The organism is Mesorhizobium sp. B2-2-4 (assembly GCF_006442375.1).
GTDB lineage: Bacteria > Pseudomonadota > Alphaproteobacteria > Rhizobiales > Rhizobiaceae > Mesorhizobium.
Genome location: NZ_VFWB01000006.1, coordinates 200602 through 220939, shown reverse-complemented (window position 1 = coordinate 220939; position 20338 = coordinate 200602). Strand labels below are relative to the sequence as shown.

Annotated in this window: 19 protein-coding genes, 1 tRNA gene, 1 pseudogene and 1 riboswitch; of the genes and pseudogenes, 16 read left to right on the top strand and 5 right to left on the bottom strand. The window is 65.8% G+C overall.

The features are described 5' to 3' along the window. Positions 1–4: 4 nt before the first annotated feature. Positions 5–586, bottom strand: a complete 582-nt coding sequence (locus tag FJ959_RS17105; protein WP_140495576.1) for an NADH-quinone oxidoreductase subunit B — start codon at positions 584–586, stop codon at positions 5–7. After that, positions 577–942 carry an NADH-quinone oxidoreductase subunit A gene (locus FJ959_RS17100; RefSeq protein ID WP_140495575.1) on the bottom strand — a complete coding sequence of 122 codons (366 nt, stop codon included), beginning with the start codon at positions 940–942 and terminating at the stop codon, positions 577–579. Before FJ959_RS17100 ends, FJ959_RS17105 begins: the two co-directional genes overlap by 10 nt. A 333-nt stretch (positions 943–1275) precedes the next feature. Here FJ959_RS17100 and FJ959_RS17095 point away from each other — a divergent pair, with 333 nt between their 5' ends. The 8 genes and pseudogenes from FJ959_RS17095 (at position 1276) to FJ959_RS17060 (ending at position 11658) form a co-directional block, all read left to right on the top strand. After that, positions 1276–2475: a winged helix-turn-helix domain-containing protein gene (locus tag FJ959_RS17095; protein ID WP_140631022.1), complete on the top strand. Its 1200-nt coding sequence runs from the start codon at positions 1276–1278 to the stop codon at positions 2473–2475. Between the two features lie 29 nt (positions 2476–2504). Beyond that, positions 2505–2709: riboswitch (cobalamin riboswitch) on the top strand. Positions 2710–2746: 37 nt separating this feature from the next. Continuing rightward, the gene (locus FJ959_RS17090; RefSeq protein ID WP_140495573.1) at positions 2747–3193 is read left to right on the top strand and encodes a DUF1636 family protein; all 447 of its coding nucleotides are present in this window, start codon (positions 2747–2749) and stop codon (positions 3191–3193) included. 2 nt (positions 3194–3195) lie between these two features. After that, positions 3196–4248 carry a cobalamin biosynthesis protein CobW gene (gene cobW / locus FJ959_RS17085; RefSeq protein WP_140631021.1) on the top strand — a complete coding sequence of 351 codons (1053 nt, stop codon included), beginning with the start codon at positions 3196–3198 and terminating at the stop codon, positions 4246–4248. A gap of 16 nt (positions 4249–4264) precedes the next feature. Beyond that, positions 4265–8008, top strand: coding sequence for a cobaltochelatase subunit CobN (locus FJ959_RS17080; protein WP_140631019.1), 3744 nt, complete (start codon positions 4265–4267; stop codon positions 8006–8008). Then, positions 8005–9574 (top strand): annotated as a pseudogene (cobG, locus tag FJ959_RS17075) (precorrin-3B synthase). The gene FJ959_RS17080 and the pseudogene cobG overlap by 4 nt, the downstream one beginning before the upstream one ends. Further along, positions 9498–10130 (top strand): precorrin-8X methylmutase, encoded by a 633-nt coding sequence (locus FJ959_RS17070; protein WP_140495569.1) that lies wholly within the window; start codon positions 9498–9500, stop codon positions 10128–10130. Before cobG ends, FJ959_RS17070 begins: the two are co-directional and overlap by 77 nt. Next, entirely contained in the window at positions 10127–10897 is a 771-nt protein-coding gene (locus FJ959_RS17065) for a precorrin-2 C(20)-methyltransferase (RefSeq protein WP_140521148.1), read from the top strand. Before FJ959_RS17070 ends, FJ959_RS17065 begins: the two co-directional genes overlap by 4 nt. After that, a complete protein-coding gene (locus FJ959_RS17060) occupies positions 10894–11658 on the top strand; it encodes a precorrin-3B C(17)-methyltransferase (RefSeq protein ID WP_140521149.1) in 765 nt (254 codons plus the stop codon). Before FJ959_RS17065 ends, FJ959_RS17060 begins: the two co-directional genes overlap by 4 nt. On the opposite strand, the gene FJ959_RS17055 is transcribed toward FJ959_RS17060, so the two are convergent. Then, positions 11622–12383, bottom strand: coding sequence for a cobalt-precorrin-6A reductase (locus FJ959_RS17055; protein WP_140521150.1), 762 nt, complete (start codon positions 12381–12383; stop codon positions 11622–11624). The two genes, FJ959_RS17060 and FJ959_RS17055, sit on opposite strands and share 37 nt — an antisense overlap. Position 12384: 1 nt before the next feature. On the opposite strand from FJ959_RS17055, the gene cbiE reads away from it, so the two are divergent. The 8 genes from cbiE to FJ959_RS17015 are packed head-to-tail and all read left to right on the top strand — an operon-like array spanning position 12385 to position 19013. Next, complete coding sequence (cbiE, locus tag FJ959_RS17050) at positions 12385–13626, top strand: precorrin-6y C5,15-methyltransferase (decarboxylating) subunit CbiE (protein WP_140631016.1); 1242 nt, start codon at positions 12385–12387, stop codon at positions 13624–13626. Next, entirely contained in the window at positions 13623–14009 is a 387-nt protein-coding gene (locus FJ959_RS17045; protein WP_140631014.1) for a cobalamin biosynthesis protein, read from the top strand. The genes cbiE and FJ959_RS17045 overlap by 4 nt, the downstream gene beginning before the upstream one ends. After that, a complete protein-coding gene (cobM, locus tag FJ959_RS17040) occupies positions 14006–14770 on the top strand; it encodes a precorrin-4 C(11)-methyltransferase (RefSeq protein WP_140631012.1) in 765 nt (254 codons plus the stop codon). Before FJ959_RS17045 ends, cobM begins: the two co-directional genes overlap by 4 nt. Then, the gene (gene cobA, locus FJ959_RS17035; protein WP_140631009.1) at positions 14767–15585 is read left to right on the top strand and encodes a uroporphyrinogen-III C-methyltransferase; all 819 of its coding nucleotides are present in this window, start codon (positions 14767–14769) and stop codon (positions 15583–15585) included. Before cobM ends, cobA begins: the two co-directional genes overlap by 4 nt. Then, positions 15582–16895 carry a cobyrinate a,c-diamide synthase gene (locus FJ959_RS17030; RefSeq protein WP_140631007.1) on the top strand — a complete coding sequence of 438 codons (1314 nt, stop codon included), beginning with the start codon at positions 15582–15584 and terminating at the stop codon, positions 16893–16895. Before cobA ends, FJ959_RS17030 begins: the two co-directional genes overlap by 4 nt. Positions 16896–16898: 3 nt before the next feature. Further along, positions 16899–17675, top strand: coding sequence for an adenosylcobinamide-GDP ribazoletransferase (gene cobS, locus FJ959_RS17025; RefSeq protein ID WP_140579856.1), 777 nt, complete (start codon positions 16899–16901; stop codon positions 17673–17675). Positions 17676–17699: 24 nt separating this feature from the next. Further along, the gene (gene cobT, locus FJ959_RS17020; RefSeq protein WP_140631005.1) at positions 17700–18710 is read left to right on the top strand and encodes a nicotinate-nucleotide--dimethylbenzimidazole phosphoribosyltransferase; all 1011 of its coding nucleotides are present in this window, start codon (positions 17700–17702) and stop codon (positions 18708–18710) included. A gap of 39 nt (positions 18711–18749) precedes the next feature. Next, positions 18750–19013, top strand: coding sequence for a hypothetical protein (locus tag FJ959_RS17015; RefSeq protein WP_140516441.1), 264 nt, complete (start codon positions 18750–18752; stop codon positions 19011–19013). Between the two features lie 137 nt (positions 19014–19150). On the opposite strand, the gene FJ959_RS17010 is transcribed toward FJ959_RS17015, so the two are convergent. Continuing rightward, positions 19151–19226, bottom strand: a tRNA-Lys gene (locus FJ959_RS17010). A 107-nt stretch (positions 19227–19333) separates the two neighbouring features. After that, positions 19334–20266: a PhzF family phenazine biosynthesis protein gene (locus tag FJ959_RS17005; RefSeq protein WP_140554991.1), complete on the bottom strand. Its 933-nt coding sequence runs from the start codon at positions 20264–20266 to the stop codon at positions 19334–19336. Between the last annotated feature and the right edge of the window lie 72 nt (positions 20267–20338).

Genomic DNA, 20338 nt, shown 5'->3' with positions numbered 1-20338 from the left:
GGATTTACCGTTCGATCGTGCCGGTGCGGCGGATCTTCTTCTGCAGCAGAAGAATGCCATAGAGCAGCGCTTCGGCGCTCGGCGGACAGCCGGGCACATAGATGTCGACCGGCACGATGCGGTCGCAGCCGCGCACCACCGAATAAGAATAGTGGTAATAGCCGCCGCCATTGGCGCAGGAGCCCATCGAGATGACGTAGCGCGGCTCCGGCATCTGGTCGTAGACCTTGCGCAGCGCCGGGGCCATCTTGTTGGTCAGCGTGCCGGCAACGATCATGATGTCGGACTGGCGCGGAGACGCGCGAGGAGCAACACCGAACCGCTCCGAATCGTAGCGCGGCATCGAGGTGTGGATCATCTCGACGGCGCAGCAGGCGAGGCCGAAGGTCATGAACATCAGCGAGCCGCTGCGCGCCCAGGTGATCAGCGCCTCGGTCGAGGTGACGAGAAAGCCCTTGTCGGCGAGTTCGTTGTTGATTTCGAGGAAGAACGGATCATCGGACCCAACCGGCCTGCCGGTATTGGGATCGATCAGACCCTTGGGCTTCGGCGCGACGAGCGTGCCGGAACTGTCGCTCAATCCCATTCGAGCGCTCCTTTTTTCCATTCATAGGCAAAGCCGATGGTCAGCACCGCCAAAAACACCATCATCGACCAGAAACCGAGCATGCCGATTTTCGAGAACGACACCGCCCACGGAAACAGGAAGGCCACTTCCAGGTCGAAGATGATGAACAGGATCGACACCAGGTAGAAGCGGATGTCGAACTTCATACGGGCGTCATCGAACGAGTTGAACCCGCATTCGTAGGCGGAAAGCTTTTCCGGGTCGGGATTGCGATAGGCCACCAGGAACGGCGCCACGATAAGCGCGACGCCGACAGCCGCCGCCACTGCGATAAACAGGACGATGGGCAGGTACGAACTGAGAAGTGCGTTCATGCTGCGGCTTTCCGTTGGCGCCAATCCATTTTGATTACAGCACCAGACCCTATTGCGGAAGCGTGACAGTTTAACCGCTGAACCGTTTTAAGGGGCCTTTGCTGCAACGCGGCGAGGGTTAGCGCAGCGCTTCCGGCGAAGCAAGTCAAACCTTGTTCAAAACACTGGCCTGGACGGCAGAAGGGAAGAAACTGGTCCGATCCGCTCCTGTTTGATTTCCTTCGCTTTTTACTCCACTTTTCTCTCCTGACAGAGTTGCCGCCAAAACCCTGCTAGCATGGCCGGAATCAACCGTCCGAACGACGCTCAACAAGCCATCAGAGTCGCATCCGAATGAAGGAAAAGATCTCGCTTGCCACGGCCCGGCGCATCGCGCTCGCCGCCCAAGGGTTCACTGATCCCCGCCCCGCCGGCACGCCCGACCGACGCCACTTCGCCCGCGTGCTCTCGCGCACCGGCCTGCTGCAGATCGATTCCGTCAGCGCGGTGGTGCGCGCTCACTACATGCCGCTCTACTCGCGCCTTGGCCCCTACCCGTTCGCCTTGCTCGACAACGCCGCCGTCACGCGCAAGCGCACGGTTTTCGAATACTGGGCGCACGAGGCTTCCTTCCTGCCGGTCGAGACCTATCCCCTGATGCGTTGGCGCATGCAGCGCGCGGAGCGTGGCGATGAAATGTATCTGGGTCTCGCCAAATGGGGCCGCGAGCACGCCGCCTATATCGAAGAGATCTACCGCGAGGTCGCGGAGCGCGGCCCGATCGCCGCCTCCGCGCTCGAAGGCCAGAAAGGGTCCGGCGGCTGGTGGGGCTGGAGCCACGCCAAGCATGCCTTCGAATGGCTGTTCTGGGCAGGACGCATCACCACCGCGCACCGCCGTGGCTTCGAACGCTTCTATGATTTGCCCGAGCGCGTACTGCCGCGGGCGATCCTCGATCTGCCGGTGCCGTCTGCCGAGGACGCGCATCGGGAATTGCTGCGGATATCCGCCCGCGCTCATGGCGTCGCGACAGCAAGCGACCTGCGCGACTATTTCCGCCTGTCGCCGGCCGACATGAAGGGCCGGCTGGAGGAGCTGGTTGAAACAGGCGAGCTGGTGCCGGTGCGTGTCGAGGGCTGGAACAAACCGGCTTACCTCCATAAGGAGGCCCGTATTCCACGAAAAATCGAGGCCCGCGCCTTGCTGGCGCCGTTCGATCCGGTCGTTTTCGAGCGCTCGCGCACGGAGCGGCTGTTCGATTTCCACTACCGCATAGAAATCTACACCCCTGCCGAAAAACGGCAATACGGCTATTACGTCCTGCCGTTCCTGCTCGGCGACAGGATCGTGGCGCGCGTCGACCTCAAGGCCGACCGGCCGGCCAGCGTGCTACGCGTCCACGCGGCCTATGCCGAGCCCGGCGCGCCGCCTGAAACCGCCGCGCAACTCTTCCAGGAATTGACGCAGATGCAGGGCTGGCTCGGCCTCGAACGGATCGAGGTTACGCCCGCCGGCGACCTTGGGCAGCCGCTCGCCGACATTGCCGTGTCGTAGACGCGCGTTGACACCGCCGCCTGCAAGAGCCTAAATCCATTCCAGACGGTCTCCTCTCGGCAAAGGGAGGAGCCAAGAGGGAATGCGGTGCGAAATCTCGATTTCAAATCCGCGGCTGTCCCCGCAACTGTAAGCGACGAGCCAAGGCCGAAAACCACTGGGACGGTCCCGGGAAGGCGGCACGAAGGCGATGACCCGCGAGCCAGGAGACCTGCCGTCTGAGACATAAGAATCCGATCGCCCGGCGGGTTTTCCGGGCAAGGAGCCCGATTTGGAACGCGACAGCAGTTTCCCGGCTGAAACAGCGGACATTTTGTCTGGCGATAGCGACTTGTCTGGCGATAGCGACGCCTTGGCCGGCGTCACTGTCATCATCTGCGCTTCCTGCCGCGACGAGACCGGTTCCGATGCCCATCCCCGCGCCGGCGAAGTTTTGGCTCAAGATACGCGCCAAGCCGCAACGGCCGACAATGTCCGTGTCCGCACCGTCGAATGCCTCGGCAACTGCAAGCGCCGTCTCAGTGCCGCGATTCTTCGCGACGGCTGCTGGAGTTATGTCTTCGGCGACCTGAACATCGCCAGCGGCGCCGATCTCGTCACCGGCGCGAAACTCTTCGCCGCTTCGACCAACGGCCTCATTCCGTGGCGTGGTCGCCCGGATTCCCTCAAGCGCGGCCTCGTCGCCCGCATTCCTCCCCTCGACATGCTGAAGGACTGATCATGACCGCCGCAGTTTCCGCCGCCACTCTCTCCCGCGTCCCCTGTACCGTGGTCACCGGCTTCCTGGGTGCCGGCAAGACCACGCTGGTCCGCCATCTCCTGGAAAACGCGGGCGGCAAGCGGATCGCCATCATCGTCAACGAATTCGGCGACATCGGAATCGACGGCGAGATCCTCAAGGGCTGCGGCATCGACACCTGCCCGGTGGAAAACATCGTCGAACTGGCCAATGGCTGCATCTGCTGCACCGTCGCCGACGATTTCGTCCCGGCGCTCGACCAGATCCTGTCGCTGACGCCGAAGGTCGACCACATCCTGATCGAGACCTCAGGCTTGGCTCTGCCCAAGCCGCTGGTCCAGGCCTTCCAGTGGCCGACAGTGAAGAGCCGGGTGACAGTCGACGGCGTGATCGCCGTGGTCGACGGTCCGGCATTGGCCGAGGGGCGCGTCGCCAACGACATGGACGCCCTGCAGGCGCAACGCGCGCAGGACCAGACACTGGACCACGACGACCCCGTCGAGGAGGTGTTCGAGGACCAGATCGCCTGCGCCGACCTCATCATCCTGTCGAAGAGCGACCTGATGGATGCCGCAGGTTCGGCTCGCGCCAACGCCATCATTGGCGAACACTCCGCCCGCGCCGTGAAGGTCGTGCCGACGGCTCATGGCAAGGTCGATCCGTCCGTGCTGCTCGGGCTAGGCCTCGCCGTCGAGGACGACATCGAGAACCGCAAGTCCCATCATGACGGCGCTTTCGACCACGAGCACGACGACTTCGATACGTTCATCGTCGACATCCCCTCGATCGCCAACCCGGACGACTTGGCAAAGCGCGTCGCCACCGCCGCCGAACAGGAAAACGTGCTGCGGGTGAAAGGCTTCGTCGAGGTCGGCGGCAAGCCGATGCGGCTTTTGCTCCAGGCCGTTGGTCCGCGCGTCAATCATTACTACGACCGCGCCTGGACGGCTGACGACGACCGCCGCTCGCGCCTGGTCGTCATCGGCCTCAAGGGGCTGAACCGCCCGGCGATCGAGCATATCCTCGCCGGCTGAGGCAACACCGACCGCGATGCACATCCTCACCACCACATCCGCCTCGCTCGACGATCTCGCCGAGCCGGTCGATCTGCGGCAGACGCCGGCGGAAATGGTGGCGCTGTCCTTCACGGACAGCGACCTGGCCGGACTGGCAGCGGCCTGGAAAGGCGACGCCGATCGGCTGCCCACGATGCGGCTGGCCGCGCTGCGCGACCTGCGCCACCCCATGTCTGTCGACCTCTGGATCGACAGCGTCGCCCGTAACGCCAAAGTCATTCTGGTGCGTATTCTCGGCGGTTACGAGTGGTGGCGCTACGGCTGCGACCAGTTGGCCGTGGTTGCCCGTGAGCGCGGCATAAAGCTGGCACTGCTTCCCGGTGAAAGCCACGACGAGGATATCAGGCTGATCGAAGCCTCGACGCTGCCGCGCGAGGAACTGGACGGGCTGCTCAATTATTTCCGCCAGGGCGGCCCGGCCAATATGAGCGCGCTGGTGCGCAGGCTGGCGCGGTTGGCGGGGTCTGATGCCGAACTTGCCGAACCGGTTAGCGTGCCGAAAGCCGGGTTTTATGAGCCGGGGCGCGGAGTCGTGGAGAAGCCGCACTTATCGAATGTTGACGATCCTACACACCCCCCTCTGTCCGGCAGGACATCTCCTCCGCAAGGGGGGAGATCGGCTGTCATCAAGGCCGGCTCCTCTTCTGTCCCCTTGGACAGGGATTTATCTCGACCATCCGCGATAGGCGAAATCGTCGATGAAAGAGCAATCTCCCCCCTTGCGGGGGAGATGTCCGGTAGGACAGAGGGGGGTGTGACGGAACTCGACGCCGGCAACGTCAACCCACCCGTGATTCCCGTCCTCTTCTACCGCTCGATGCTGCTCGCCGCCGATGTCGCGCCGATCGACGCGCTTTTCGAGGCGCTACGGCAGCGCGGCATGCTCCCGGTGCCGATCTTCGTCTCCAGCCTGAAAGACCCGGAATCTCTGGCTTTTGTTGAAACCGCGATTGCCCAGCTCAAGCCCGCCGCCATCATCACTGCGACCGCGTTCGCGTCCGGCGCCGAACCCGGCGTCGAGACCCTGTTCGACCGCGCCGGCGTGCCGGTCTTCCAGGTGATCGTCGCCACCACCCGCCGCGACGTATGGGAGAAGAACCAGCGCGGGCTTGCGCCCGCCGACCTCGCCATGCATGTCGTGCTGCCCGAACTCGACGGCCGCATCCTGGCCGGCGCCGTTTCGTTCAAGGGCGAGAGCGAGACCGACCCGGCGCTCGGCCACCGCGCCTTTGCCAACCGGCCGGAACCCGATCGCGTCGAACAGGTGGCGGACCGGGTCGCGGCCTTCATCAGGCTTCGGGAGACGCCCCGCGCGGAGCGCAAGCTCGCTATCCTGATCCCCGATTACCCAAGCGCTCCCGGCCGCACCGGCTATGCGGTCGGGTTGGACGTGCCGTCCAGCGTGCTGGCGATGCTGCACGACCTCAAGGAACAGGGCTATGCGGTTGAAGGGATCCCGCAATCGCCGCGTGCGTTGCTGGATTTGCTGGAGTCCGGCAAGGCCGGGCTGGGGCTGGATGAGTACCTTGCCCTCTCAACGGAATTGCCGGGCGCAGCAATTGCTGCCGTAGAAGCAGCTTGGGGCAAAGCCGAAGGCGAGACAGGTTTGCGCGAGGCACCCCCCTCTGTCCTGCCGGACATCTTCCCCGCAAGGGGGGAGATTACGCCGTCATCTCTGTCTTCGCCAATCTCCAACGTTGCAAGAGTAGCTCCAGCGTCGAAACTGCCAATCTCCCCCCTTGCGGGGGAGATGTCCGGCAGGACAGAGGGGGGTGTTCAAGCGCTGCCCGCCGCCAAATTCCCCTTCCGCGCCGCGACCTTCGGCAACATCACCGTGGCGCTGGCTCCAGACCGCGGCCGCTCGGCCGACCGCCGCGCCGACTATCACGACCCGACGCTGCCGCCGCGCCATGCGTTGCTCGCCTTCGGCCTGTGGCTGCGCAAATTGCTCGGCGTCCATGCGCTCATCCATGTTGGCGCGCATGGCACGCTGGAATGGCTGCCGGGCAAGACGGTTGCGCTTTCGCAAAGCTGCTTCCCCGAGATCGTCACCGGTCCCCTGCCCGTCATCTATCCCTTTATCGTCTCCAATCCCGGCGAGGCGGCGCAGGCGAAGCGGCGGATCGCCGCCGTCACGCTCGGCCATCTGCCGCCGCCGCTGACCGGCGCCGGATTGGACGAGAACCAGCACAGGCTCGAACGGCTGGTCGATGAATACGCCCAGGCTGACGGTCTCGACCGCCGCCGCCGCGACCGTCTGGCCAGTCTGATCGTCGAAACCGCGCAGACCACGGGCCTCGCCGCGGAGGCCGGCGTTGCCCGCACCGACGCGCCGGACGAGGCCCTGCGCCGCATCGATGCCTGGCTCTGCGACCTCAAGGATTTCGCCATCAAGGACGGGCTGCATGTCTATGGCCGTGCGCCCGAGAACGAACCCGACGCCATGCGCCGGCAAAGCGCCGGAACCGAAAAAGCCGCCCTTCTTGCCGCGCTCGACGGCCGTCATGTCACGGCGGGCCCGTCCGGCGCGCCCGCGCGCGGCCGTTCCGACGTTCTGCCCACCGGCCGCAACCTGTTCACGTCGGACCCGCGCGCCATGCCGACGCCGACGGCTTACGACATCGGCAAGGCTGCTGCCGAGGAAGTGGTGCGCACCTATATGCAATCGCATGGCGACTGGCCGCGCTCGCTGATCATCGACCTTTGGGGTTCGGCGTCTTTGCGCACCAGCGGCGAGGAGATCGCGCAGGGGCTTTCGCTGATGGGCTGCCGCCCGCAATGGGATGCCGCCACAGGTCGCGTCACCGGCATCGAGGTGTTGGCACCGGCAGCGCTTGGCCGCCCGCGCGTCGACGTCACCTGGCGCATATCGGGCCTGTTCCGCGACATGTTCCCGACCCAGATCGCGCTGATCGATGCCGCTGCCAACGCCGTTGCCGCGCGCGACGAGGACGATTCGGAAAATCCGCTCGCCGCAAGGACCCGCGCCGAGGGCAAGATCAGCCCGCGCATCTTTGGCACCTCGCCTGGCACTTACGGCGCTGGCGTCGAGGAAATCCTGTCGAGCGGCGACTGGGCGGCGCGCGAGGAAATCGGCCGCGCCTATCTCGATGCCACGTCGCATTCCTATGGCGGCGCCGGCGGTGAGGGGATCGCCGCGCCCGGCGCATTCGAGAACCGCATCGCCGAAGCCGATCTTCTCGTCCACACCGGCGACGATCCCGGCCGCGACATCCTCGAAGGCTCGGCCGATGTCGCTTTCATCGGCGGCTTCTCGGCCGCCCTTGCAGCGCTTGGCAGGAATGCCGACGTCATCGTGCTCGACACGACCGATCCGCAGAGGCCGAAGCCGCGTTCACTTAGTGAGGCCGTGACGCGCGTCGTGCGCGCCCGCGCCGTCAACGCCCGCTTCATAGCGGGCCAGATGCGCCACGGCCCGCGCGGCGCCTCGGAATTCGCCGAAACGGTCGACCGGCTGGTTGGCTTCGCCGAAACCACGCAGGCGATACCGGACGCGCTGATAGAGGCCGTGCACGATGCCTATCTCGGCGACGCGGACGTCCGCGCCTTCATCCTGCGCGAAAACCCGGCCGCCGCGAAAGCCATTGCCGAACGCCTCCTGTCGGCGCGACGGCGGGGCCTCTGGCATCCCTTGCGCAATTCGATCGACGACGACCTCGCGGCACTGATTGCCGAGGCACGGGAGTTGGCGGCATGAACGCCTACTCCCGACGCGGCGCCTGCCCGGCCCTTTCGGCGCCGATGCAGACCGGCGACGGCCTGCTGGTGCGGCTCAACCCGGTCGCCGGAGGCCCATCTTCTGGCGGATTGTCGCCGAAGCTTCTGATCGGGCTGGCAGAATCCGCCCTGCGGCACGGCAACGGCATCATGGAAGTGACAGCGCGCGGCAGCTTGCAAATACGCGGATTGACCACGCAAAGTGCAACCCTGCTGGCGAAGGAAGTCGATGCGCTGGGCATTGTGGTCCGCACTGGCGTACCAGTGGAGACCGGACCACTGGCCGGCATCGATCCGCAGGAGATCGCCGACCCCAGGCCGCTGGCTGATCGGATCAGGGAAGCGGTCGAGGACGCCGGGCTGACGCAGCGGCTCGGGCCGAAGGTTTCGGTCGTTGTCGACGGTGGCGGGCAACTCACGATGGATGCTGTGACGGCCGACGTGCGGCTGAAGGCGGCGAGCACCGAGGCGGGAATCCGCTGGCGGGTGTCGGTTGCCGGTGACGGGCGGAATGCAAGGCTGCTCGCGGTTGCTGATGAAGGTGTGGCTCGTGATATAGCCGTCGCGGCTCTAAGGATGATCGCCGAGAAAGGCCGCGATGCTCACGCAAGGGATTTGTCGGAGCGGCAGTTGGTGTCTCTGGCGGGTTGGCTATGCCTGACAAGTTTGCGCGAGGCGCCCCCCTCTGTCCTGCCGGACATCTCCCCCTCGAGGGGGGAGATCGGCGGCTTCGACGTCGGCTTTTCTTTAGCAGCACCGGAAATTGGCGAAACCGTCGGTGACCACGTAATCTCCCCCCTTGAGGGGGAGATGTCCGGCAGGACAGAGGGGGGCGCCTCGCGCAAACCTATCGGCCTTTTCCCCTTAGCCGGCGACGTCCCCACTCTCGGCATCGGTCTCCCCTACGGCAGCATGCCCACCGAAAGGCTCATCGCCCTCGCTCAAAGCGCCGTCACTCTCGGCACGTCAGAAATCCGCCTCGCCCCGGGCCGCGCCCTGCTCTTCCTCGGCCAGCCACCAGCCGCCAATCCTTCCCTCCAGCAAACAGCCGCCACCCTCGGCTTCGTCACCGCCCCCACCGACCCGCGCACGCGCATCGCTGCTTGTCCCGGCGCGCCGGCTTGCGCCTCGGGTCGCATCGCCACGCGCGACATTGCCGAGGCGATCGCCACCGAAAACGCCGATAGTCTTGACTTCACCTTGCATGTTTCTGGCTGCGCCAAGGGTTGCGCGCATCCCGGCCCAGCGGCGCTGACCGTGGTCGGCGGCGAAAATGGAGCCGGACTTGTCGTGAACGCGACGGCAAAGGCCCTTCCTGCCGGTTACAGGCCGGGCTATGACGCCGCGCGCGGCATCGGCCGCGTCGCGGCGGCAATCCGCAGCGCACGCTATCAGGGCGAGACCGCCGCCGCCTGCCTGACGAGGCTGGGGCCGGCCGACATCGCAGAGGCTTATCGACAGGAATGACAATGGTCGCCTACGACTACATCCACGACGGCACGGCGATCTACGAACGCTCCTTTGCCATCATCCGCGCCGAGGCTGATCTCGCGCGCTTTTCCGAAGCAGAGGCCGATGTCGCGGTCCGCATGATCCATGCCTGCGGCCAAGTGGAAGCCGCCAAGAATTTTGTCTTCTCCAGCGATTTCGTTTCCGCCGCACGGGCCGCGCTTGCCGCCGGCGCGCCGATCTTCTGCGACGCCGAAATGGTCTCGCACGGCGTCACCCGCGCCCGTCTGCCTGCCGGCAACGAGGTGATCTGCACCTTGCGCGACCCGCGCACGCATGAAATCGCCAGGACGATCGGCAACACACGTTCTGCCGCCGCGATCGACCTGTGGGGCGAGCGCATCGCCGGTTCGGTGGTGGCCATCGGCAATGCGCCGACCGCACTCTTCTATCTTCTGGAGAAGCTGCGCGACGGTGCGCCGAAACCGGCCGCCATCATCGGCATGCCGGTGGGCTTCGTTGGTGCCGCCGAATCGAAGGACGCGCTGGCGCAGAATTCCTACGGCGTACCCTATGCAATCGTGCGCGGCAGGCTTGGCGGCAGCGCCATGACCGCGGCAGCCCTCAATTCTCTCGCGAGGCCCGGCCTGTGAACGCGCTCCCCAAAACCGGCTCGAGGGGCCGCCTGGTCGGCGTCGGTACCGGTCCCGGCGACCCGGAACTGTTGACGCTGAAGGCCGCGCGTGCGCTGGCCGAGGCCGATGTGGTGGCGTATTTCGCCAAGCGCGGCAACAACAGCAATGCGCGCGCCATCGTCGAAACGCGCTTCCGGCCCGACATGCTGGAACTGCCGTTGCTCTATCCCGTGACCACGGAGATCGACAAGGATCACGACGATTACCGCGCGCAGATATCGGCCTTCTACGAGGAGTCCGCCGAGACCGTTGCCGGTCATCTGGATGCCGGTAGGATGGTCGCCGTGCTGTCGGAAGGCGATCCGCTCTTCTATGGCTCCTACATGCATCTGCATGTGCGCCTCGCCCATCGTTTTCCGACCGAGGTCATTCCCGGCGTTACCGCCATGTCGGGCTGCTGGTCGGCGACCGGCCTGCCGATCGTCCAGGGCGACGACGTGCTGACCGTGCTGCCGGGCACGATGAGCGAGTTCGAACTGACCCGGCGCCTCGCCGACACCGATGCCGCCGTTATCATGAAGGTCGGCCGCAACCTGCCCAAAATCCGGCGGGCGCTGGAGGCCACCGGCAAGCTGACACGCGCCGTCTATGTCGAGCGCGGCACCATGCCGGGCAGCGTCTCGATGCGGCTCACCGACAAGCCGGACGACAAGGCGCCCTATTTCGCCATTGTGCTCGTTGCCGGCTGGTCCGGACGCCCTGTCGCGTCGGCGGGTGGCGCATGAGCGGCCGCCTCACGGTCATCGGGCTCGGACCCGGCAACGCCGATCAGGTGACGCCGCAGGCGAGCCACGCCGTCGCCGAGGCAAGCTTCTTCTACGGCTACAAGCCCTATCTCGACCGGCTGGAATTGCGCCCGGACCAGACCCGCATCGCCTCCGACAATCGCGAAGAGCTTGCCCGCTCCAACGAGGCGCTGGCGAAGGCGGCCGAAGGTCACAATGTCGCCGTCGTCTCCGGGGGCGATCCAGGCGTCTTCGCCATGGCGGCGGCCGTCTGCGAGGCGATCGAAGCCGGCCCCTCCGAATGGCGCGCCATCGACCTCGCAATCGTGCCTGGCGTCACCGCCATGCTCGCTGTCGCTGCCCGCATCGGGGCACCGCTCGGCCATGATTTCTGCGCCATCTCGCTGTCCGACAATCTGAAGCCATGGGACCTGATCGAACTGCGCCTGCTGGCGGCCGCCGGCGCCGGCTTCGTCATCGCGCTTTACAATCCGATCAGCAAGGCGCGCCCCTGGCAGCTTGGCCGCGCCTTCGAATGTCTGAAGGCCATTCTGCCGGGCACCACGCCCGTCATCTTCGGCCGCGCCGCAGGCCGGCCTGACGAGCGCATCGAGGTGTTCCTGCTGGCGGATGCCGATGCCGACAAGGCGGACATGGCAACCTGCATCATCATCGGTTCGCCGGAAACCCGGATCATCAGGCGCGGTAACAGGCCGGCGCTGGTCTACACGCCGCGCTCCGCGGCAGGCTCGACAAGATGATCGACCATGTCGGCAAGCTGGTCGACGGTCGCAGCCGAAGGAACCTCCGGCAGCGCAGGCCTGTGCACCATGACGACGTCGAGGCCAAGCGCCCGCGCCGCGGCGATCTTGCCATAAGTCGCCGTGCCGCCGCTGTCCTTGGATACAACGATGTCGATACCGTGCCGCTGGAGCAGCGTGCGTTCCTCCGCCTCGCGAAACGGCCCGCGCGCCAGGAGATAGGTGGCATCGGGCACTGCCAGCTTCGGCTCGACCGGATCGACGCTGCGGATGAGATAGTGGTGCTGGGGCGCGGCTTCGAAAGCCGCGACCTCCTGCCGGCCGAGAGCCAGGAATACACGGCGCGGCGCCGGTCCAAGCGCCTGCACGGCATCGCCTGTCGTATCGACCTGCGTCCAGCGATCGCCCTCGACAGGCTCCCAGCCGGGACGGCGCAGAGCGACGATCGGCACCCCGGCCATGCGCGCGGCCTGCGCGGCATTGGCGGAAATTCGCGCCGCGTAGGGATGCGTGGCGTCGATCAGCAGCTCGATGCTTGTCTCCTTGAGATAGACGGCCAGACCATCGGCGCCACCAAACCCTCCACTGCGTACCGGCACGCCCTGCGCCACCGGGCTTTCGGTGCGGCCCGCCAGCGACAGCATCACCGAGTGACCGGCTGCCAGTTTTCCAGCCAGTTGCCGGGCTTCGGTGGTTCCGCCGAGGATCAGAATGCGGTGGGTCATCATGCCTGCTAAGGGTCCGCGCGGCGCCAAGCTCAACCAGAAATGGCTCACCATCGTCGGCATCGGCGAGGACGGTTTAGCGGGTCTCGGCGACGAGGCCAAGCAGCGGATTGCCGATGCGGAAATCATCTTCGGTGGCAAGCGGCACCTTGCGCTCGTTTCATCATTCGCCAAGGGCGATCCGCGCCCATGGCCGGTTCCCTTCGATGCCGAGATGCACGACGTGCTGGCGCTCGCCGGCAAGCGCGTTTGCGTCCTTGCCTCCGGCGATCCCTTTTTCCACGGCGTCGGCGTCACCCTGGCCCGCAAGGTCAAGCCTAGGGAGATGCATGTCATTCCCGCGCCGTCGGCCATTTCGCTAGCGGCCGCTCGCCTTGGCTGGGCGCTGCAGGACATCGAAACCGTCTCGCTGCATGGCCGCCCCGTCGACCTGATTCGTCCATTGCTGCAACCCAACGCACGCATCCTGGCCCTGACATCCGATGCCGATGCACCGGCGGCGATCGCCCGCCTGCTCACCGAGCTTGATTTCGGCGCCTCGCGGCTGACGGTTCTGGAGGCGCTTGGCGGGCCAAAGGAGAACCTGCGCTCGGCCCGCGCCGATGCGTTCAACCTCGAAAACATCGATCCGCTCAATGTACTGGCGCTCGAAATTGAATCTGGTCCGGATGCGCGTATCCTGCCTTTGACATCAGGCCTCGCCGATCATCTGTTCGACCATGACGGCCAGATCACCAAACATGACATCCGCGCCATCACGCTGTCGGCGCTGGCGCCGAGGCGCGGCGAACTGCTGTGGGATATTGGCGCCGGCTCCGGTTCCATCGGCATCGAATGGATGCTCACCCACCCTTCGATGCGCACTGTTGCCATCGAAGCCGACCCGATCCGCGCCGCCCGCATCAGCCACAACGCTGCTGCCTGTGGCGTTCCCGGCCTCATCGTGGTCGAAGGCAGCGCACCCAAGGCGCTTGCAAGGCTCGATACGCCAGATGCGATTTTCATTGGCGGCGGCGGCAGCGACGCCGGCGTGCTGGCCGCCGCCATCAAGGCGCTGCGCGCCGGCGGCCGCCTCGTTGCCAATGCCGTGACGCTGGAAATGGAGATGCTGCTTCTTGCCCGTCATACCGAGCTCGGGGGCGATCTCACCCGCATCGCCATATCCCGCGCCGCGCCTGTCGGTTCGATGCAGGCCTGGCGGCCGGCGATGCCGGTTACCCAATGGAGTTGGATCAAGCCATGATGGTCGCGGGCATCGGCAGCCGAAAGGGCGTGAGCGTCGAGGACGTGCTTGCCGCGATAGAAACCACGCTCGAAGCGCACGGGCTGGCGATGACGGCGCTCTCGTCGCTCGCCACCGCCACGCTCAAGAAAGATGAACAGGCGATCGCTGCCGCAGGTCGCACACTCAACCTTCCCGTCATTGTCGTCGATGAGGCAGCGCTTAAAGCAGCGTCGACGAAGGCGCTCAGCAACTCCAGCCTCTCGCAGGATCTGGCCGGCACACCGTCGGTTTCCGAAGCATCGGCGCTGGCCGTCGCCGGCGAAGGCGCCAGGCTGCTGGGACCACGCATCGTGCTCGGCCCGGTCACCTGCGCCATCGCCATCAGCGGAGACGCGGCATGACCGTGCATTTCATCGGCGCCGGTCCGGGCGCCGCCGACCTCATTACCCTGCGCGGCGCGCGGCTGCTGGCAAGCTGCCCGGTCTGCCTCCATGCCGGCTCGATCGTGGCGCCCGAATTGCTGCAGCATTGCGCCCCGGGAACGAAGCTGATCGACACCGCGCCGATGTCGCTCGACGAGATCGAGGCCGAATATCTGGCCGCCCACAAGGCCGGCCATGATGTCGCGCGGCTGCATTCCGGTGACCTGTCGGTATGGAGCGCGGTTGCCGAACAGATCCGCCGGCTGGAAAGGCACGGCATTCCCTACACGCTGACGCCGGGCGTTCCCTCTTTCGCTGCCGCGGCGGCTGCTCTGCGGCGCGAGCTGACCATTCCCGAAGTCGCCCAGAGCCTGGTGCTGACCCGCGTCTCCGGCCGCGCTTCAAAAATGCCGCCTGGCGAAACGCTGGCCGGCTTCGGCCGCACCGGCGCCACGCTTGCCATTCATCTTGCCATCCACGCCATCGATCGCATCGTCGCCGAGCTGACGCCGCTCTATGGCCGCGATTGCCCGGTGGCGGTCGTCTTCCGTGCCTCCTGGCCGGACGAGCGCGTGCTGACCGGCACGCTGGAAACCATCGAGCCACAACTGGCCGCCGACCCGATGGAGCGTACGGCCATCATCTTCGTCGGCCGCTCGCTGGCGGCGGAAGGCTTTGGCGAGAGTTCATTGTACGACGCGCATTACCAGCGGCGTTTTCGCGGACGGGACGGATTGTGAGCGACAGCACCAAAAATAAGGGCGAGAACGCCGCGCTCCAACAGGCGCTTGCCCGGCTGAACTTCAAGCCGCGGACGCTTGAGCCCGGCCATGTCTGGCTCGCCGGCGCCGGCCCCGGCGATCCCGGCTGCCTGACGCTGGAAGTGCTGGCGGCGCTGAGTGAGGCGGATGCGCTGGTCTACGATGCGCTGGTCTCCCCGGACGTCGTCGCGGTTGCCGAAAACGCCGAGCTTTTCTTTGCCGGCAAGCGCGGCGGAAAACCCTCGATGAAACAGGACGACATAACCGCCCTGCTGGTCCGGCTGGCGCGCCAGGGCCGCCGCGTCGTCAGGCTGAAGGGCGGCGACCCCTATATTTTCGGCCGTGGCGGCGAAGAGGCGCTGGCGCTGGCGCGGGAAAACATCCCGTTCCGCGTCCTGCCCGGCCTCACCTCGGGCCTCAGCGCGCTGGCCGCCACCGGCATCCCCGCGACCATGCGCGGCATCAACAAGGCGGTAATCCTGGCGACCGGCCATGCCGCCGGCACCGATGACGATCTCGACTGGGCCGCGATCGCGTGCACCGGCCAGCCTGTTGTGGTCTACATGGGCATGGCCAATCTGCCTGTGATATCGGCCGCATTGCTCGACGGCGGGCTGGCGCCATCGACGCCGGCGGCGGTGATCGTCGCCGCGACGACGCCGCAGGAGCGCATCGTCGTCGCCACGCTGGCCACCATCGCCGAGGAAGCCGCCGCCGCCGGCCTGTCCGCACCGGCGCTGATCGTCGTCGGCGGCATCGTCGCCATGCGCGCGGCGCTGGCGGGTGCGTCGTGAGCGCCCGCGCGATCATCATCGGCGCGCCGCGCTCCGGCTCGGGCAAGACCAGCGTCACCATCGGTATTTTACGCGCACTCACCCGGCGCGGCCTGAAAGTGCGCGGCGCCAAGTCCGGCCCCGATTACATCGATCCCGGCTTCCACACCGCCGCCACCGGCCTGTCCGGCGTCAATCTCGACAGCTGGGCGATGTCGCCGTCGCTGCTCAACGCACTGGCCGTGAATGCCGCCGACGACGCCGATTTTGTCATCCTCGAAAGCGCCATGGGCCTGTTCGACGGCATTCCGGCCGCGCCGGGCCGCAGCGGTTCGGCGGCCGATCTGGCACGGCTCTACGGCCTGCCGGTGCTGCTGGTGCTGGACGTTTCCGGTCAGTCGACCACGGCGGCGGCCGTCGCCAAGGGGTTCGCTACCTATGATCCGGAGGTTCGCATGGCGGGCGTCGTGCTCAACCGGCTGGGCAGCGAGCGCCACCGCCGGCTGTCCGGCGACGCCATCGAGGCGATCGGCCTGCCGGTCGTCGGCGCCATCCTGCGCGATCCCACCTTGAACCTGCCCGAGCGCCATCTCGGCCTCGTCCAGGCCGGTGAATATGATGACCTGATGGCGCATCTCGACCGGTTGGCCGACATGGCGGAAAAGTCGCTCGACCTCGACGCCGTCATGGCGCTGGCAACACCTCTCGCCCCGGAGCCCGGCAGCTTCGACGATACGTTGCAGCCGCCCGGCCAGCGCATCGCACTTGCTGAGGATACCGCCTTCACCTTCCTCTATCCGCACGTCGCGGCCTACTGGCGCAAGGCCGGCGCGGAGATGGTTCCGTTCTCGCCGCTCGCGGACGAGGCGCCCGACAACAGCTGCGACGTCTGCTGGCTGCCCGGCGGTTATCCCGAGCTTCACGCCGGCCGTCTCGCCGCTGCTGCGAATTTTCGGAGAGGAATGGCAAGGTTTGCCGGGACGAAGCCCATCCATGGTGAGTGCGGTGGCTTCATGGTGCTTGGCGAAGCTCTGGAAGATGCATCTGGCGAAACACACAAAATGCTCGGCCTGCTCGGCCATTCAACCAGCTTCGCCAGGCGCAAGATGAACCTCGGTTATCGCGAAGCACGGCTGCGCGCCGACTGTCCGCTCGGCCCGCGGGGCGCGTTGATCCGTGGGCACGAATTCCACTATGCGCAGATGACAGCGACCGGCGATGACGAGCCCCTGGCCGACCTCGCAGACGGGCAAGGCAATCCGATCGGCGCCTCGGGCTACCGGCGTGGCCAGGTCAGCGGCACCTTCTTCCATGCCATCGCAAGGGGCTGAGGCATGAAGTTCCCGAAGGTCACCCTTTCGCCCCGGCAAATCCCCAGCGATGTTGCCCTCTGCCTGGTCTTCTTCACCAGGCTGCCCTTGCCCGTCATCGACTTTCGCGGCCGCAGCCTTGCCGCCGCGATCTGGGCCGCCCCGGTCGCCGGCCTCGTCGTCGGCCTGGTCGGCGCCATCGTCTTTGCCACGGCGGAACGGTTTGGCCTTGCCATCGGGTCGGCGGCAGCCCTTGCCCTGGTTGCAACCGCGGTCACCACCGGCTGCCTGCACGAGGACGGGCTGTCCGATGTCGCCGACGGTTTTGGCGGCGGCAACACGCGCGGTCGAAAGCTGGAGATCATGCGCGACAGCCGAATCGGCGCCTACGGCGCCATGGCGCTGGCGCTGTCGCTGCTCATCCGCTGGAGCGCGCTGTCGGAATTCGTCGATCCCACACAAGCTCTCTTCGCGCTCCTGGCCGCCCATGCGGCCTCGCGCGGCGTATTCGGCGCCTTCATGCATCTCTTGCCCCCGGCGCGCGACGATGGCCTCTCGGCCGGCGCCGGCACCGTCTCGCGGGAAATTGCCCTCGCCGGCGCCGTGCTCGGCGCCATCCCGCTCCTCCTGCTCGGGCTTGGCGGCGCCATCGCGGCGCTTATCCTGCTCGGACTGCTGTTTGCCGCCTTCCACGCGCTTTGCCTCAACCAGATCGGTGGCCAGACCGGCGACACGATCGGCGCTATGCAACAGGTGAGCGAAATCGCGGTGCTGCTCGTCGCTTCCGTAGCCCTTTCCTGACTCTGTTTCGGAGAATTTCCTTCCATGCCTTTCAAATCCTTAGATGAATTGCGCGCTGCTTGCCTCGACCTGCCTGATGGCGATGACGCCGCCGCGAGCGCGGTCGCCCGGCGCCAGGACACGTTGACCAAGCCGCAAGGAAGCCTCGGCCGGCTGGAGACGATCGCCGCGTGGCTGGCGCGCTGGCAGGGCCGCGACATGCCTAGGCTCGAGCGGGTGAAAGTTTTCGTCTTCGCCGGCAACCACGGCGTTACCGCGCAAGGCGTGTCGGCTTATCCTTCGGAAGTCACGGTGCAGATGGTGGCGAATTTCGCCGGCGGCGGTGCGGCCATCAACCAGCTCGCCCGCATCGCAGGCGCCGAACTCGATGTCATTCCGCTCGATCTTGACCATCCGACCGGCGATTTCACGCAAACGCCGGCGATGGACGACAAGACGTTTCTTGCCGCGGTCTCGGCCGGCTACGATGCGGTGACTGATGATCTCGATCTCGTCTGCTTCGGCGAGATGGGCATCGGCAACACCACGCCGGCTGCCGCGATCTCGGCGGCGCTGTTCGGCGGCGGTGCGGAAAAATGGACCGGACTCGGCACCGGCGTCGACGATGCCGGCCTCAAACGCAAGGTGGTTGCCATCGAATCCGGCCTGAAACGCCACGCCGCCATTCTTGCCGATCCGCTGGGGATTGCCGCGGCGCTCGGCGGCCGCGAACTCGCCGCCATCTTCGGCGCCACGCTTGCCGCCCGTCACATGGGCATACCGGTGCTGCTTGACGGCTTCGTCTGCACCGCAGCCGCAGCACCTTTGGCAAAGCTGCACTCCACAGGCCTTGCTCATACGATCGCCGCCCACGTCTCTGCCGAGTCAGGTCATCGCGGCCTGCTGGAAGCGCTCAATCTGCCGCCGCTGCTCGACCTCGGCATGCGGCTCGGCGAAGGCTCCGGCGCTTGCCTCGCCGTCAACATCGTCCGCTCGGCGCTGGAGTGCCATGCGAGGATGGCAAGCTTTGCCGAGGCCGGCGTGTCGGAGAAGTAACATCTTCCGGTTGTAGCGATTCTCGAATAGATCTGGTGGATGAAAAAGCTTCACCCGGCTGCCGCTGCTATGACTATCGCCGTGCTGCTTGCTGGTGTGCTTCGGCACAGTGGATATTCAACTTACGGCCCGATCGACACCGCAATTCTCGTTGTTTTTCTGGTTTTCTTCTGGTGGCTCATCAGCGATTTCTCAGGCGGAAAGGCCGCCATTGATGCCGACGACGGTCGGAGCGCGGACAACGGCATGGCTTTTCGGTTCGGCAGGTTTCTGAGCCGCGTTTTTCGGCGCGGCCAATCGTAGTCTTTGACCAAGCTGCAAAGTCCCGCGTCTCACCTGGCCAACGGCGGCCGGGTTGCGAAGGCAGCCAAACACTGATGAACGAGCGCGGCAATTGAACCGGCCTATTCAGGGTCTTTCCACCAAGTCTTTGAAGAATTTGGTGGGTGCGCACAGGATTGAACTGTGGACCCGCTGATTAAGAGTCAGCTGCTCTACCAACTGAGCTACGCACCCACTCGGCCGGCAAAAACCGGCGTTGGCGGGCATATAGCCGCCGATGCCGGTCCTGTCCAGCCCTGCCGGAATCATTTCCCGACAAATCGCCGAAGTGACGCAGATGGTCAGACGAACAGCTTGCCTTCCGCCACCTTGACCGCGTTGCCACCGATGCGCGCCGAGACCAGTTTTCCGCCCTGTACACTTAGTTCCAGGCGGATGCGCGAGGGCCGCCCCATCTCCAGCCCCTGTTCGATCCACAGCTGCGAAACGCCATCCGTCGGAGCGTCGAAATGCATGACGGCGCCGGCGAAAGCCGCCGCCGCCGAGCCGGTCGCCGGGTCCTCGTAGGAAGGCGTGCCGGGCACGATCATGCGCACATGGAAGGCGCTCTCGTGGTTCACCGTCTCTCGGCAATAGACATAGGGACTGGCAAAGGCCCATTCGCTCTTGCGCGGCGCCAGTTCCGACCAGGCCTGGTTGTCGAGCCGGATCCGGCTCGCCGCCTCCAGATTGGCCACCGGTATGGTCACATAGGGCACGCCGGCTGACCAGAACGCGACGCGGTGATTCTCGAAACCGATCTCGTGCGGCGCCAGGCCAAGGGCGGCGCCGATCGCCACCGGGTCGGCTTCGAGCTTCAGCGGCTCCGGCAACTTCGCCAAGTCGAATTCGGCGAATGTCGCGCCATCATGCTTGCTGACGGCACAGCGCACCGGGCCGATGTTTTCCTCCAGCACGAAAATGCTCGCAGCGCCGTCATTGTCGGCCATTTCAGCGAGCGCGATATCGGCCAGTTCGGCCAGCGCGATCGCCGAGCCCACGGTCGGGTGGCCGGCGAAAGGCATTTCATAATCGGGCGTGAAGATGCGGATACGGGCGCGGTGCTTGGGATTATCCGGCGGCAGCACGAACACCGATTCCGACAGGTTGAACTCGCGCGCGATAGCCTGCATCGCAGCCGTGTCCAGTCCGCCGCTGTCCAACACCACCGCCAGTGGGTTGCCGGCCAGCCGATCGGTCGTAAACACATCGTAAAGCAAGTAATCGCGTCTCATGGAGGAAACCTTCCGCTTTGATCCGAATTTCTGCCTCAATCCCAACATGAGCGAAATTTAATTTGATATTCG